Source organism: Massilia sp. LXY-6 (genome assembly GCF_051233485.1).
GTDB lineage: Bacteria > Pseudomonadota > Gammaproteobacteria > Burkholderiales > Burkholderiaceae_D > Telluria.
This window is the reverse complement of record NZ_JBKFGF010000028.1, coordinates 15166-29754: the sequence shown is the minus strand read 5'-3', so window position 1 is coordinate 29754 and position 14589 is coordinate 15166. Positions and strand designations below refer to the sequence as shown.

At 67.6% G+C, this 14589-nt stretch carries 16 protein-coding genes; 9 read left to right on the top strand and 7 right to left on the bottom strand.

Annotation, left to right across the window (positions count from 1 at the left end; genetic code table 11):
- The first annotated feature begins 151 nt into the window (after nucleotides 1–151).
- The gene (locus ACI48D_RS14110) at nucleotides 152–1453 is read left to right on the top strand and encodes an SGNH/GDSL hydrolase family protein (RefSeq protein WP_435571867.1); all 1302 of its coding nucleotides are present in this window, start codon (nucleotides 152–154) and stop codon (nucleotides 1451–1453) included.
- 43 nt (nucleotides 1454–1496) lie between these two features.
- Here the strand turns inward: ACI48D_RS14110 and ACI48D_RS14105 are convergent, their stop codons facing one another.
- The gene (locus tag ACI48D_RS14105) at nucleotides 1497–1964 is read right to left on the bottom strand and encodes an Lrp/AsnC family transcriptional regulator (protein ID WP_435571866.1); all 468 of its coding nucleotides are present in this window, start codon (nucleotides 1962–1964) and stop codon (nucleotides 1497–1499) included.
- Between the two features lie 166 nt (nucleotides 1965–2130).
- Between ACI48D_RS14105 and ACI48D_RS14100 the strand changes: the two genes are divergently transcribed.
- The 8 genes from ACI48D_RS14100 to rrtA all read left to right on the top strand — a co-directional run bounded on the left by ACI48D_RS14100 (nucleotide 2131) and on the right by rrtA (nucleotide 10387).
- Nucleotides 2131–3066, top strand: coding sequence for a DMT family transporter (locus ACI48D_RS14100; protein ID WP_435571865.1), 936 nt, complete (start codon nucleotides 2131–2133; stop codon nucleotides 3064–3066).
- 76 nt (nucleotides 3067–3142) lie between these two features.
- Nucleotides 3143–3565, top strand: coding sequence for a hypothetical protein (locus ACI48D_RS14095; protein ID WP_435571864.1), 423 nt, complete (start codon nucleotides 3143–3145; stop codon nucleotides 3563–3565).
- A 261-nt stretch (nucleotides 3566–3826) separates the two neighbouring features.
- Nucleotides 3827–4981 carry an ABC transporter substrate-binding protein gene (locus ACI48D_RS14090; RefSeq protein ID WP_435571863.1) on the top strand — a complete coding sequence of 385 codons (1155 nt, stop codon included), beginning with the start codon at nucleotides 3827–3829 and terminating at the stop codon, nucleotides 4979–4981.
- Nucleotides 4982–5134: 153 nt separating this feature from the next.
- Nucleotides 5135–6025: a branched-chain amino acid ABC transporter permease gene (locus ACI48D_RS14085; RefSeq protein ID WP_435571862.1), complete on the top strand. Its 891-nt coding sequence runs from the start codon at nucleotides 5135–5137 to the stop codon at nucleotides 6023–6025.
- 3 nt (nucleotides 6026–6028) lie between these two features.
- Nucleotides 6029–7972 carry a branched-chain amino acid ABC transporter ATP-binding protein/permease gene (locus ACI48D_RS14080; RefSeq protein WP_435571861.1) on the top strand — a complete coding sequence of 648 codons (1944 nt, stop codon included), beginning with the start codon at nucleotides 6029–6031 and terminating at the stop codon, nucleotides 7970–7972.
- A gap of 14 nt (nucleotides 7973–7986) precedes the next feature.
- On the top strand, nucleotides 7987–8715 hold the full coding sequence (locus ACI48D_RS14075) for an ABC transporter ATP-binding protein (protein ID WP_435571860.1): 729 nt from the start codon (nucleotides 7987–7989) through the stop codon (nucleotides 8713–8715).
- A gap of 276 nt (nucleotides 8716–8991) precedes the next feature.
- Nucleotides 8992–9816 carry a rhombotarget lipoprotein gene (gene rhlP / locus ACI48D_RS14070; RefSeq protein ID WP_435571859.1) on the top strand — a complete coding sequence of 275 codons (825 nt, stop codon included), beginning with the start codon at nucleotides 8992–8994 and terminating at the stop codon, nucleotides 9814–9816.
- Nucleotides 9809–10387, top strand: coding sequence for a rhombosortase (gene rrtA, locus ACI48D_RS14065; RefSeq protein ID WP_435571858.1), 579 nt, complete (start codon nucleotides 9809–9811; stop codon nucleotides 10385–10387). Before rhlP ends, rrtA begins: the two co-directional genes overlap by 8 nt.
- On the opposite strand, the gene ACI48D_RS14060 is transcribed toward rrtA, so the two are convergent.
- From ACI48D_RS14060 to trxC, 6 genes are all read right to left on the bottom strand, one after another.
- The gene (locus ACI48D_RS14060; protein ID WP_435571857.1) at nucleotides 10384–11544 is read right to left on the bottom strand and encodes a glycerate kinase; all 1161 of its coding nucleotides are present in this window, start codon (nucleotides 11542–11544) and stop codon (nucleotides 10384–10386) included. The genes rrtA and ACI48D_RS14060 overlap by 4 nt on opposite strands.
- Complete coding sequence (locus tag ACI48D_RS14055; protein ID WP_435571856.1) at nucleotides 11541–11684, bottom strand: hypothetical protein; 144 nt, start codon at nucleotides 11682–11684, stop codon at nucleotides 11541–11543. The genes ACI48D_RS14060 and ACI48D_RS14055 overlap by 4 nt, the downstream gene beginning before the upstream one ends.
- A 21-nt stretch (nucleotides 11685–11705) precedes the next feature.
- Nucleotides 11706–12122 (bottom strand): hypothetical protein, encoded by a 417-nt coding sequence (locus ACI48D_RS14050; protein ID WP_435571855.1) that lies wholly within the window; start codon nucleotides 12120–12122, stop codon nucleotides 11706–11708.
- Nucleotides 12107–12886 carry a Mut7-C RNAse domain-containing protein gene (locus ACI48D_RS14045; protein WP_435571854.1) on the bottom strand — a complete coding sequence of 260 codons (780 nt, stop codon included), beginning with the start codon at nucleotides 12884–12886 and terminating at the stop codon, nucleotides 12107–12109. The genes ACI48D_RS14050 and ACI48D_RS14045 overlap by 16 nt, the downstream gene beginning before the upstream one ends.
- A 7-nt stretch (nucleotides 12887–12893) precedes the next feature.
- Nucleotides 12894–13673, bottom strand: a complete 780-nt coding sequence (locus tag ACI48D_RS14040; RefSeq protein WP_435571853.1) for a DUF72 domain-containing protein — start codon at nucleotides 13671–13673, stop codon at nucleotides 12894–12896.
- Nucleotides 13674–13756: 83 nt separating this feature from the next.
- Complete coding sequence (trxC, locus tag ACI48D_RS14035) at nucleotides 13757–14200, bottom strand: thioredoxin TrxC (RefSeq protein ID WP_435571852.1); 444 nt, start codon at nucleotides 14198–14200, stop codon at nucleotides 13757–13759.
- Between the last annotated feature and the right edge of the window lie 389 nt (nucleotides 14201–14589).

Sequence of the window (14589 nt, the reverse complement as noted above, 5' to 3'; positions counted from 1 at the left end):
AATACCGACCGCGGCAGCCGCGGACCAAGCGTGTTACCCGCACGATCCTAGAGCTGCCGCAAACGAACCACCGTCCCGCTTACCGGACCATTCATGCGCCGAGCATAGAATGGATGGGCGGTCCAACGCTCATTCCTCCCAGGAGCCGAACATGACATCGACCCAGCTTGCCCGCGGCGAAGGCCCCGACGCCGACGCCCCGTCCCGCCCGCCCCGCCGCAGTTTCCTGCGCACCGGCCCGGCCGTCGCCGCCGGGCTCGCCCTGCCCGCGCTCCCCGTCACCGCACCGCTGGCCCAGACCCTGGCGGCCGAACGCTGGGCCGCGACCTGGGGCACGGCCCCGGCCGGTCCGCCGCCTTCCGCGTCCACGCTGGGCCTGTCGAACCAGACCCTGCGCCTGGTGGTGCATGCCAGCGCAGCCGGCAGCCGGGTGCGGATCCGCGTGTCCAACGAGATGGGCAGCGCGCCGCTGAACATCGGCACGGCCCGCATCGCCCTGCGTTCGGGCGGCGCCGGCACGGTGGCCGGCACCGACCGCCAGCTGCTGTTCGGCGGACAGCCGTCGATCGCGGTCCCGCCCGGCGCCCCGGCGCTGTCGGACCCGGCCGACCTGGCCATCCCGGCCTTCGCCGACCTTGCCGTCAGCCTCTACCTGCCGGGCGCGTCGCAGGCCACCACGATCCACAATGTCGCCCTGCAGACCAGTTATGTGTCGCCGGCCGGCGACTACAGTGCCGCGCCCGGCCTGCCGGTCCAGCGCACCCTCGCTTCGTGGCCATTCCTGACCGAGGTCGACGTGAGCGGAGGCGCGACGGCGGCCCTGGTCGCGCTGGGCGACTCGCTCACCGACGGCCAGGCCAGCACCGCGAACGCGAACCGCCGCTGGCCGGACCAGTTTGCGCGGCGCCTGCAGCTGCAGCTGGGCATTGCCGGTAATATCGGCGTGGCCAACCGCGGCATCGCCGCCAATTCGCTGCTGACGGACTACGCGACCTCGCTGCTGGCCGGCCGCGACGCCCTCGAACGCTTCGACCGCGACGTGCTGGCCACCGCGGGCGCGCGCTGGCTGCTGGCGCTCATCGGGATCAACGACATCGTCTACAGCGCCGCCTCGAATCCGATTCCGGCCGACACCCTGATCGCCGGCCACCTGCAGCTGCTCGCGCGGGCCCGCGCGCGCGGCCTGGCCGTGATCGGCGCGACCCTGCTGCCCTTCGAGGGCCTGTCCTATTACAACGCGGCGCGGGAAAACGTGCGAACGCGCTTCAACGACTGGATCCGCGGCGCCGGCGCCCACGATGCGCTGGCCGACTTCGACCTCGCGCTGCGCGATCCGGCGCGCCCGACGCGGCTGAACCCGGCCTACGACAGCGGCGACCACCTGCACCCGAACGACACCGGCTACCAGGCGATGGCGCAGGCGGTGCCGCTGGAGGTGTTCGCGGCAGCCTAGCCGGGCAAGTCCGGCATCGCCAGCAGCTGGGCGGCTGTGCGCTTCAAGGATTGACCGAGGGCGAGCGCTTCAGGCAGCGCAGCGCGAAGGTCGAGCGGGTGTGGCGCACGCCGGGCAGCTTGTACAGCTTCTTGCGCAGGAAGGTTTCGTAGCCCTCGGTGCCGGCCACCGCCACCTTGATCAGGTAATCGTATTCGCCGGACAGCAGGTAGGCTTCGATCACCTCCGGCAGCTCGGCCAGCGCGTCGGCAAAGGCCTTGAAGATCTCGTCGTCGTGGCGGTCGACGGTGACCTCGATGATCACCGTGTCCGGCACGCCCAACCGGCGCTGGTCGAACACCGCCGCGTAGCCAGTGATGAAACCCGCATCCTCCAGCGCCTTGACCCGGTGCCAGCACGGCGTGGCCGACAGGTTCACCGTGTCGGCCAGTTTCTGGTTGCTGATGCGGCCGTCGCGGCTCAGGGTGCGCAGGATGTGGCGGTCGATATCGTCGAGCTGGCCGTCCTTCATACGAGTACTTCCTTGTCTATACAAGCTAGGTTAAAGATAGTTCTTCTCCATTTTAACCGAAGCATAAGAGAATCTTCTTTATGTCGATTGTCAGGGGGGCCGAACAGAAGCACATTTTTTGTGCACTGCAGTATGATTTTGCCGCATCAATCCTCAGGAGTTTTTAGTGTCGGAAGCAGTATCCCGCGGCGGACTCGGAGTCCCGGGCGCCGCCTTCAATGCAGAATTGCAGCTCATGCTGGTCACCCCTGCGCTGTTCGCCGCCAACCTGGTGGTTGCGCGCTGGGCGCAGGGCGTCGGTATTCCCCCCGTGTTCCTCGCCTTCGGCCGCTGGGCGCTGGCCTTCATGATCCTCATGCCCTCGGTGGGGCCGCGCATGTGGGCGCTGCGCGCCACACTGCTCGCCAGCTGGCCGCGCATCCTGCTGCTGGCGACGCTGGGCATGGGCATGGCGGTCGCGCCGCAATACATCGGCGCGCGCCACACCGCCGCCGCCAACGTCGCCATCATCCTGGCCGCGTGCCCGGCCCTGGTGACCCTGGTCGAACGCCTGGTGTGGAAAGCGCCGCTGGGCCGCCGCCAAGCCGCGGGGCTCGCGATCGCAATCGCCGGCGTGCTGGTAGTGCTGTCGAAGGGCAATATCGGTGCACTCGGCCAGCTGGAATTCGGCCGCGGCGACTTGTGGGTGGTGCTGGCCGCGATCGGCTGGTCGCTGTACACGGTGTTCAACAAGCGCCTGCCGCTGCCGCCACTGCCCGGCACGGTCAAGCTGGCCGCCCTGATCGGCGGCGGCGCGCTGGTGCTGGCACCGTTCGCGGCCATCGAAGCGCTCCAGGGCGACGTCCCGTCCTTCGGCGACGGCAGGCTGTACGTGGCGCTGGTCTTCCTGGCGATCGTCCCGAGCCTGGGCGCCTACTTCTGCTTCGACCGCCTGGTGGCGGTGGCCGGCCCGGCGCGCGCCAGCATGTCGGTGTACCTGATCCCGCTGTTTGCGACCCTGGCGGCCTGGCCGCTGCTGGGCGAAGCGCCGCACCTGTACCACGCGGCCGGCTTCGGTATGATCCTGGCCGCGGTGGCACTGTCGAGCCGGCGGCGAAAATGAACAGGTGTAACAGCCTGTAAATCCTGGGAGCAAGCGCCGTCAAGATCGGTATAGTAGGCAGGTGAGGAGAACCGCCATGAAAACACTCGCCATCATTCTTGCAGTTGCCGCACTGAGCGGCTGCGCGACCCAGTATCCGGGTCCCGCCAACTACGGCACCCGCGCCTATGCCCAGGCGCCCGACGCGAACGGCTGGCAGGTGGTGTCGGTCACGCCGGTGGCGCCAGGCACCGCCGCCCAGGCCGCCGCTTCGGGCGACGCCGGGCGCGTCACGCGCTCGGACGTCGTCACCTACAGCCCGGCGCCGAGCAGCACCACCTACGTGACCCAGCCGGTGTACGTACCGGCTCCGGTGTACGTGCCGGCGCCGATCTATGCGCCAGCCCCGGTCTACGATCCGTTCTGGTACCCGCCGGTCACGATCGGCCTCGGCTTCAGCTGGAGCAACTGGGGTCACCGTGGTTACCATGGCGGCGGACACTGGCGCGGACATCGCTAAATTAAAAAAATTGCACTGAAATGAGGAGGTCGCGCGAAGGCGCGGCCTCTTTTTTTTCGCCCCGCCATACACCCCCTTCCTTACATTTTTCTTACGTATTTGCATGAAAGACGCATGCTGCATTGCGTCACATGAATCGTTTGCTGTTGCCCAATTGCTATCCTAGAATGGCCCGATGATGAGGTCGGTACCAGCCGATCCGCCCCGGAACCGGCGCCCCCCGGCGCGCGGCAAAAAACGAAGTCAACTACGGAGACAGCAATGGATTTCAAACTGAAGGCATTGGTTGCAGGGGTAGCAATGGGATTGTCGATGACGGCCATGGCCGCGGACCCGATCAAGATCGGCGTGTCCGGTCCGTTCACGGGCGGCTCGGCGCCGATGGGCGTGTCGATGCGCGACGGGGTGCGCCTGGCCGCCAGTGAAATCAACGCCAAGGGCGGCGTGCTGGGCCGCAAGATCGAGCTGGTCGAGCGCGACGACGAAGCCAAGAACGAGCGCGGCGTGCAGGTGGCGCAGGAGCTGATCAACAAGGAGCACGTGGTCGCCACGGTCGGCTACATCAACACCGGCGTGGCCCTGGCTTCGCAACGCTTCTACCAGCAGGCCAAGATCCCGGTCATGAACAACGTCGCCACCGGTTCCATCGTCACCAAGCAGTTCGCCAACCAGCCCGAGAACTACATTTTCCGCAACTCCGCGAACGACACCATCCAGTCGGCGATGATCGGCGAAGAAGTCGCCCGCCGCGGTTTCAAGAAGCCGGCGATCCTGGCCGACTCCACCAACTACGGCCAGCTCGGCCGCGAAGACCTCGAGAAGGTGCTCGACAAGAAAAGCCTGAAGCCGGTGGTGGTCGAGAAGTACAACATCGGCGACGTCGACATGACCGCCCAGCTGCTGCGCGCCAAGCAGGCCGGCGCCGACGTTGTGCTCACCTACGGCATCGGCCCCGAGCTGGCCCAGATCGCCAACGGCATGCAGAAGCTGGGCTGGAAAGTGCCGATCATCGGCAGCTGGACCCTGGCGATGGCCAACTTCGTCGACAACGCCGGCAAGAACGGCGACGGCGCGCGCATGCCGCAGACCTTCATCCAGAACCCGGACACGCCGAAGCGCAAGAACTTCATCGACGCCTACGTGAAGGCCTACAACCCGCCGGGCGGCCGCATGCCGTCGGCGGTGTCGGCGGCCCAGGGCTACGACTCGATCTACCTGCTGGCCGCCGCGATCCAGCAGGCCGGCTCTACCGAAGGTCCGAAGATCGCCGCCGCGCTCGAGAACCTGAAGACCCCGGTCGAAGGCGTGGTCACCACCTACAACAAGCCGTACAGCAAGACCGACCACGAAGCCATCAACTTCGACAACACCAAGTTCGGCGAAGTGCAGAACGGCCACGTGGTGTTGGCCAAGTAACACCGCGTACCGAGCGCACTCGCCTCGCTACCCACCCGTCGTCCCCGCGCAGGCGGGGACCTAAGTTTGCTTGCGGATCGCCTGCGCATGAAGAACTTGGGTTCCCGCCTGCGCGGGAACGACGTTCAATTAATCGCGCCGCACGGGTAAATAATGGAAATCCTTCTGCAGCTGGTGTTTTCCGGCATCGCGCTCGGCATGATCTATGCCGTCATCGCCTTCGGTTATCAACTTACGTTCGCCACCTCCGGCACCCTGAACTTCGGCCAGGGCGAGGCCTTGATGCTCGGCGCCCTGGTCGGACTGTCGCTGGTCGGGACGATCCACGGCGGCCCCTATCTCGGCTACTGGGCAATGATCCCGATCGTGGTCGTGTTCGGCGCGCTGCAGGGCATGTTCGTCGAATGGATCGGGGTGCGCCCCGCGATCCGCATCAAGTCGGAGTTCGGCTGGATCATGTCGACCATCGCACTGGCCATCATCTTCAAGAACGTGGCCGAGAACATCTGGGGCAAGGACGTGCTGCCCTTCCCTTCACCGCTGTCGTCCGAACCGGTCACGGTGATGGGCGCGAACGTCCAGCCGATGCAGCTGCTGGTGATCGTCGGCGCGCTCGCGATCATGCTGGCGGTCGAGATCTTCAACCGCAAGTCGATCTACGGCAAGGCGGTGGTCGCCACCGCCAACGACCGCGATGCGGCCGGCCTCATGGGCATCAACACGCGCATGGTGATCACGTTTTCGTATGCGCTGTCGTCGGCCACCGCTGCCTTCGCCGGCGCCCTGATCGCACCGCTCACGCTGACCAGCGCCAACATGGGCGCCTCGCTCGGGCTGAAGGCCTTCGCGGTGGCGATCATCGGCGGCCTGACCTCGGGCATGGGCGCAATCGTCGGCGGCATCATCCTCGGCATCGCCGAAACCGCCACCGGCTTCTACCTGTCGACCGGCTACAAGGAAGTGCCGGGCCTCGTGCTCCTGCTGCTGGTGCTGGCGGTGAAGCCTTCCGGCCTGTTCGGCAAGGCCGCGATCAAGAAGGTATAAAGCATGAACAAGAAAACCGCTACCGCCATCGCGCTGGGCATCGTCCTGGTCGCGGCCTATCCGCTGCTGTTCACGAATCCGTACTACGTGCACCTGGCCGAGACTATCCTGATCTACGCCATCCTGCTGTACGGCCTGGACATCGTGGTCGGCTACACCGGCCAGGTCTCGCTGGGCCACGCCGGCTTGTTCGGGATCGGCTCCTACATCACCGGGGTGCTGGTGATGAAGCTGGCCATGCCCTGGTACGTGACGCTGCCGGCCAGCGTGCTCGGCTCCGCCCTGTTCGGCGCGATCCTGGCCTTGCCGGCACTGCGCGTGACCGGTCCCTACCTGGCGATGGTGACCCTGGCCTTCGGCACCATCGTGCAAATCCTGATCAACGAAATGAGCTTCCTGACCGAAGGCCCGATGGGGATCATGCTCACCAAGCCGAAGGTCGGCGGCAACGACCTGACCGAAGTCCAGTACTACTACGCGGTGGCGGGCCTGATGTTCCTGTCGCTGCTGCTGGTGCACCGCCTGCTGCGTTCCCACATCGGACGCGCCTTCGAGGCGCTGCGCGACAGCCCGATCGCTTCCGACTGCATGGGCGTGTCGGTGTACCGCTACAAGGTGTATGCCTTCGTGATCAGCGCCGGCTTCGCGGGCCTGGCCGGCAGCCTGTACGCCTATTCGGAACAGTACATCTCGCCCAACACCTACAACTTCGAGCTGACCATCCTGTTCCTGCTGGCGGTGATCATGGGCGGGCGCAAGAGCCGCCTCGGTTCCCTGATCGGCGCGGCGATCGTCGTGATGCTGCCCAGCCTCCTGTCGGACATCGAGCTGTTCCGCAAGATCGCCATCGGCGCGGCCGTGCTGGCCGTGCTGGGCGCCGGCTTCGCGCTGGCGCGCGGGCGCACCAGCCCGGCCAAGGTCGCGGTGCCGGTGGTCGGCACGCTGGCGATGGCGGTCCTGTCCTACCGCCTGCAGAACATGGTGGACTGGCGCCTGACCATCTTCGGCCTGATGACCCTGTTCGTGGTGTATTACCTGCAGGACGGCATCGTCGGCTTCTTCAAGAGCCTGATGGGACGCGGCCGCCTGCACGTGGCGGCCACGCGCGCCGGCCAGGCCGATCCGTTCGCGGGCATGCGGGCGGCCGGCAAGGCCGGCGGCGAGCTGCTGCGCGTCGAGCAGGTGCTGATGCAGTTCGGCGGCCTGAAGGCGCTCAACCTGGTCGACCTGAGCGTGGCGCGCGGCTCGGTGCACGGGCTGATCGGCCCGAACGGCTCGGGAAAGAGCACGATGATGAACGTCCTGACCGGCATCTACAAGCCGACCGCCGGCGGCGTGGTGTTCGCCGGCCAGGCCATCGCCGGCCGCACGCCCTCGCAGATCGCGCTGGGCGGCATCGCCCGCACCTTCCAGAACGTACAGCTGTTCGGCGAGATGACCGCGACCGAGAACGTGCTGGTCGGCCTGCACCACAGCTTCCGCTCGACCGTGTTCGACGCCATGCTCACCACCCCGCGCTACAAGCGGGAGGAAGCGGCGGCGCGCGAGCGCGCGGCGGCCATCCTCGAGTTCATCGGCCTGGCCGACCTGGCGATGGAAGAGGCGCGCAACCTCCCCTACGGCAAGCAGCGCCTGCTGGAGATCGGCCGCGCGCTGGCGCTCGACCCGCGCCTGCTGCTGCTGGACGAACCGGCCGCCGGCCTGACCGCTCCGGACATCCGCGAGCTGATGGCGATCATCCGCAAGATCCGCGACCACGGCATCACCATCGTGCTGATCGAGCACCACATGGACGTGGTGATGTCGATCTCCGACACCGTGACGGTGCTCGACTTCGGCCAGAAGATCGCCGAGGGCAACCCGGCCAGCGTGCAGTCCGATCCGAAGGTCATCGACGCCTACCTGGGCGGATCCAGCGAAACGGCGCCGCAAGCGGCCGCACATTGAGAGGAAAGCCACGCATGCTAACGATCCAGAACCTGCACGCCGCCTACGGCAAGGTCGAAGTCCTGCACGGGATCTCGCTCGAGGTCCCGAAGGGCAAGCTGGTGACCCTCATCGGCAGCAATGGCGCCGGCAAGACCACCACCATGCGCGCCATCTCCGGCATGATCAAGCCGAAGAGCGGCAGCGTGCAGCTCGACGGCCGCGACATCACCGGCCTCGACTCGCACCGCATCGCGCGCGCCGGACTGGCCCACTCGCCCGAGGGCCGGCGCGTGTTCGCCACCATGAGCGTCACCGACAACCTGCTGCTGGGCGCCTTCCCGCGCTTCACGCGCGCCCGCCCGAAAGGCGACGTCCAGCACGACCTCGAACGCGCGCTGGAACTGTTCCCGCGCCTGAAGGAGCGCCGCATCCAGCTGGCCGGCACCCTGTCCGGCGGCGAGCAGCAGATGCTGGCGATGGCGCGCGCGGTCATGCTCAATCCCGAGGTGATCCTGCTCGACGAGCCGTCGATGGGCCTGGCGCCGATCCTGGTCGACGAGGTCTTCCGCATCATCGCGCGCCTGAAGTCGGAAGGCGTGACCATGCTGCTGGTCGAACAGTTCGCCCAGGCCGCGCTGAACGTGGCCGACTACGGCTATGTGCTGGAAAACGGCAGCATCGCGGTGCACGGGCCGGCGGCGAGCCTGAAGACCGATCCGAAGGTGGTGGCCGCTTACCTGGGCGGGGGACAGGCGCACTGAAGCGAAGGCGCGGCACGGCGTTCGACGTGCATGCAGTCGTGCCAGCTGCCTTTCATCTTCAAGCCGCGCCGCGAACGGTCGAACTGGCAGGCGCGGTCGTTCGCCGCATCGTCGATGGCGGCCTCGCCCGTCTCAGCCCTCCCCGGAACAGTAGGTAGCGCGCGGCGATACCGGCGGTCGCGCATTCCTGCGCTCCGCATTCTTACGTGTAACTGGTCCGCAAGGACTGTCATCATGCCCCGGTCGGCCAGCGATGGCCTCCACCGAAAGGCATGCATGAAACGCTTGAAGACCCTGTTCTGCGTGCTCGCCCTGCTCGCGCTGGGCGGCTGCGCTTCGATGTTCCAGTATGCCGGCGCGCGCCAGGCCGGCAGCATCGTCGACTACCTGTATCCGGACGCGAAAGAGCCGCCGAAGCTGGAACCGACCGTCACCCGGCTACGCCTGCCGGTGCGCGTCGGGATCGCCTTCGTGCCGGGCGGCGGACGCGGCGCCGGCCCGCAGGAGGCGGCGCAGATACAGTTGCTGGAGCGCGTCAAGGCATCCTTCTCCCGATACGACTACATCGGCGGCATCGAGGTCATCCCGGCCGCCTACCTGCGCCCGCGCGGCGGCTTCGACAACCTCGACCAGGTCGCGCGCATGTTCAACGTCGACGTGATCGCACTCGTCTCCTACGATCAGGTCCGCTTCAACGACACCAACCGGCTCGCCGTGCTGTACTGGACCGTGGTGGGTGCCTACCTGGTCAAGGGCGACCAGTACGACGTCCAGACCATGGTCGACGCCGCCGTGTTCGACGTCCGCAGCCGCAAGCTGCTGTTCCGCGCGCCGGGCATGAGCCAGGTGAAGGGTTCCGCCACGCTGGCCGGCTACGGCAAGGAAGTCCGCGGCGCGCAGTCGGACGGCTATGTCCAGGCGGTCGACCAGATGATTCCGGCGCTGCAGGCGCAGCTGGCGAACTTCAGGGAGCGCGCGCAATCCGATCCGGGCATCCAGGTCGAGCGCCGCGACGGCAAACGCGGCGCCGGCGGGATCGGCTGGGCGGCGGCGCTGCTGCTGGCCGGGGTGGGCTCGCGGATGGGGCGCCGCCGTGCTTAGGCGCGCGCCGGTGACGGTGGCGGTCGTCGGTCTCTGCCTGCTGCTCGCGGGTGCGGGGGAACCCGCCAGCGCCGGACTCGCCTGGGAACGTGGCGCGATCCTGCACGGCGAGCTGTGGCGCCTGTGGAGCTGCCACTTGGTGCACTTTTCGATCTCGCACGCGGCCGCCGATGCGCTGGTGCTGCTGGCGATGGGGCTGTACGCCGAGCCGCTGGTCGGGCCGCGCCGCTTCGGCCTGATGCTGGCGGGCGCCGCCACCCTGCTCTCAGCGGGCATGCTGGTGCTGGCGCCAGGCCTCCATGAGTATCGCGGCGCCTCCGGCCTGGCGGTGCTGACGGCCGTGCTGGGCGGCGTGCTGGCCTGGCGCCGCCACCCCGCCAGCCACCTGATGCTGGCCTGCGCCGCGCTGGCGCTGGCCGCAAAGACGCTGTGGGAAGCCTGCGCGCACACGGCGGCATTCACCGACCTGCCCGCGGGGGTGGGCGTGGCCTGGCAGGCGCATCTGCTCGGCGCGCTGCTGGGCGCGGCGGCGGCCAGGCATCTATCGCCGCCTGAGGACGGCCATCCTTAGCGTCGCGCCAGCTCGCCCCCCAGCCGCAGCGCCTGCGCGATATTCCGCGCCGCCGCCCGCAGGTTGTCATGCGCCTGCGCCAGCGCCTCCTCGACCGTGCAGGGCCGGCATACCGCCGCGAACACGGCGTCGATGCCATGCGCGTGCACCGCGCCGGCGTCGACCCCCAGGCCGCCGCCGATGCCGATCACCGGCTTGCCGTGGCGCTTGGCGACCCGCGCCACGCCCACCGGCGTCTTGCCGCTGACACTCTGGCCGTCGATCCGCCCTTCCCCCGTGATGACCAGGTCGGCGTCGCGCACCGCCCGCTCCAGCCCGACCGCCTCGGCGATGATCTCGATGCCGGGCCGCAGGCGCCCGCCCAGGAACACGACCATCGCCGCCGCGATGCCGCCGCCGGCCCCTGCGCCCGGCATGGCGGCGATGTCCTTGCCGAGATCGCGCGCAATGAGCTGACCGTAGTGCGCCAGGCAGGCGTCGAGCTGGGCGACCATGTCCGGCGTCGCCCCCTTCTGCGGCCCGAAGATGGCGGAGGCGCCGTTCGGCCCGACCAGCGGGTTGCTGACGTCGCAGGCGATGTCGAAGACGCTGTCGCGCACGCGCGGGTCGAGCCCGGCCACGTCGATGCGGGCCAGCCGCGCCAGCGGGGCGCCGCCCGGGCCGAGCTCCATGCCGGCATCGTCCAGCAGGCGCACGCCGAGCGCCTGCAGCATCCCGGCCCCGCCGTCATTGGTGGCGCTGCCGCCGACCCCGAGCACGAAGCGGCGCACGCCGGCGTCGAGCGCGTGCAGGATCAGTTCTCCGGTGCCGCGGCTGGTCGCCGTCAGCGGATTACGGCGCCCAGGGGGCACCATTTCGAGGCCGCTCGCGGCGGCCATCTCGATCACGGCCAGCGGCGCGCCGCCATCCGGCGCAGTCGCCAGTCCGTAGAAGGCCTGGGCCGCTTCGCCCAGCGGGCCGGTGGCCTCGAGCTCGACGCGGCGCCCGCCGGTGGCGTCGATCATCGCCTGCACCGTGCCCTCGCCGCCGTCGGCGACCGGCAGCTTGACGATGTCGGCGTCGGGAAATACCTCGCGCAGGCCGGCCTCGATGGCCTCGGCCACCTGCAGGGCCGACAGGCTTTCCTTGAACGAATCCGGCGCAATCACGACTTTCATCTACTCTCCTTGGTATATCGTTTCAGACCCTGGCGGTTCATGAGCCGCGCCGGCAGCGTCATGACCAGCGCGGCGCCCGGCAAGGGCACGCCCGACAGTATATACACGGCGACATCCTCGCCGTGCTTCTTGTCGTTCATGGCTGCTTGGCCGCTGGCCGGTCAGTCGCGGCCGTCGATGCCGAACAGGTCGTGCGCGTCGAGGATGGCCCAGGTGATCTCGGGATGGCGGTCGAGTGCCTTGCGCACCGCGGCCGGGATCGACTGTCGCACCTTCCTGCACAGGCCAGGACGGTCTTCCAGCAGGATGACGATGCCGCGCAGGGTGCGCACCTCGTTCGGCCCGGGGGCGATCTTCAGCTCGACGCCGAGGTTGCTGCGGATCCTGTCCTGCAGTCGCTTCAGCTCGTCGTAAGTAGCGATGCTTTCGATGCGCTCGATCAGCTTCTGCTCCTCCATGCGCGTCAGGCGCAGGGGGCGCAGGTCGGCATCGGGCTCGCCGAGCAGGCGCTCGCGGTCGCAGACGCAGGCGCCTGGCGGGCATTCGCTACGAAGGGGGAAGCTTACCTGTTGCAACATGGGCTCACGCTGTCAAGCAAGGGATCGATATAGTGTACATCATGGAGAACTTCACTCATCCGCTGCCAGTGCGATCCTTTCCAGTAGACGCGCCCGCAGATGTCGCAGGTAGTGAACTCGTCCTGGGTCGCGGCGATCTGCGGCGGCAGGCGGTCGAGCACGGCGGCCTTGGCGACTGCGCGCAGCGGTGCGTTGTCGTGCAGGCAGCGCGTGAACGGGCGCGCGCGCTCGGCCAGGCCGAGGCGCTCGGACACTTCGCGCAGCTGCGCCCGGGCCTTCAGGGCGCGCACGTAGCAGCCATAGTCGATGGTGCGGCGCTTCAGGAATTCGCGGTCGCGCGTCAGCACGATCCGGTCCTCCTCCACCGCCAGCGCCTCGACCTGGTCGTCGCGCAGGCTGTTGTCGTAGATGGTGTCGAATCCGGCCATTCGCAATAGCCGCGCCAGGCCGCCGAGGTGGGCATCGGCGACGAAGCGGATCCGGCCCGGCGGCAGGACCGGCGCGGGCGCGAGGCCGCTCACGTCGAAGCAGGTGAAGCGCGGATAGACCGCGACCCGGTCGCCGTCCTCCAGCAGCAGGTCGAGGCCGGCGGCTTCGCCGTTCACCAGCACCAGCTCGATCTCGGTGTGCGGCACGCCGAGCGCCTCGATCATGTGCTTGGTGGTGGCCATGCGCGCGCACGGCGTCGCGATCTCGCGCCCGCGCCGCTCGCGCGGCAAAAAGTCGTTCAGCTCGGCGTAGAAGCGGAAGGTGGCGCAGACCATGGCCGGCTCACGCCTCGACGGCGACCGCCCGCAGTACCTCGAGCGCGTTCGGCACCGCGGCGAAGGCCGCCGTGTTATCGAAGATGCACCAGCAGTCGGCGCCGCCGAGCGTCGAGGCCTCGATGCGCTGCTCGACTTCGCGCAGGAAGGCCGGCGGGTAGGCCGAGTAGTAGACCTTGGGCGTGCCGTGCAGGCGCAGGTAGCTGGCGGCCGTGGTCGGCACGTGCGGGCCGGGCTGGCCGGCCGGCGGGTCGGCGATCACGCGCGTCACGCCGTACTCGCGCAAGACCGCCGTGGCGGCCTCCGAGAACCAGGTCGGATGGCGCCCCTCCAGCGCCAGCATGCAGCCGAGGCGCTGTTTCAGCCTCGGCAGGAAGTCGCGCGCCGCCTCTTCGTCGAACACGCCCTTGGGCGGCAATTGCACCAGCACGCAGCCCAGCTTTGCGCCCAGGTGGTTGACCTCGCCGGCGAAGCGGTCGAGCAGCGCGTCGGCGTCGCGCAGGCGCGCCTCGTGCGAAATCGCTTTCGGCAGCTTGACGGAGAAACGGAAATCGTCCGGTACGCTGGCGGCCCAGCGCGCATAGGTCTGGGGCTGGTGCGGCCGGTAGAAGGAGGAGTTGATCTCGACGGCGGGAAACACGGCGGCATAACGTTCCAGGTGGCTGCCTTCCTCGGGGAAGTCGGCCGCCACGTCCTTGTGCAGGCTCCAGCCGGCGCAGCCGATCAGGCGCGCGCCGCCGTGGTGCGCGGGTGCGCCGTCGGAAAATGAGCTGCTCTCGCTGATCAAGGCCTGCTTCCTAAGTCGTTGTCTTGCCTTGATTCTATGCCGGAAGCCCGGAGCCGCGTCGCACGGGCCGGCCGCGCACGGTCTCAGGACGTCCCGTGCGGACGCGGCATGTTCGCTCGCGCCCAGCGCACGATATCGGCGCTGCCCATTGCGCCCGCCTGCCGGGCGACTTCCTGTCCTTGATAAAACAGCGCAATCGTCGGGATGCTCCGGATGGCGTAGCGTGCGGCCAGCGCCTGCTCTGTTTCGGTGTTCACCTTGGCCAGCCGGACATAGGGTTCCAGTTCGCCGGCGGCCTGTTCGTAGTGCGGAGCCATCATCTTGCATGGGCCGCACCAGGACGCCCAGAAGTCGACCAGCAAGGGCAGCTCGTCGCGGCCGAGATGCTTGTCGAATGCCTGGGTGTCGAGCTCCACGGGCTTGCCGGAAAATAAGGGATGGTGGCAACGACCGCAATCCGGCTTCTCCTTCAATCTTTCCTCGGGAATGCGATTCGTGGCTTGGCAGTTATTGCAAACGAGGTACATACGTGGACTCCTCTTTTAGTGGCCTCACCATATTGTATCGTCATCGCCTGGATGATGAAGTATCGTCCGTTCTGCCGGATCGGTTGGCCTCGAGTTTATCTTCTCCAGTTTCTCATTACCCGCCGGGATAATGGTCCGCGAATCAGGTCGCCCTATCCGATTTTCTTTTCCGAGTAAACCCCTGCAATTCGGTCGAGTTGCTCAAATGTCGCAATAACTACGGGGACAGTGCACGCAATTGTCTTTACGTCTTCCACATGCTATTTGTAAGACTTGGTAACTACCGCAATGCCGCCGACCTAGCGCCGGCAAAACATTTAGTCCAGATGCCTGAACATCGACAGGACATTTAAAAAGAGAATTGTAAAAGCTGGTAGCAATAAGCTGTT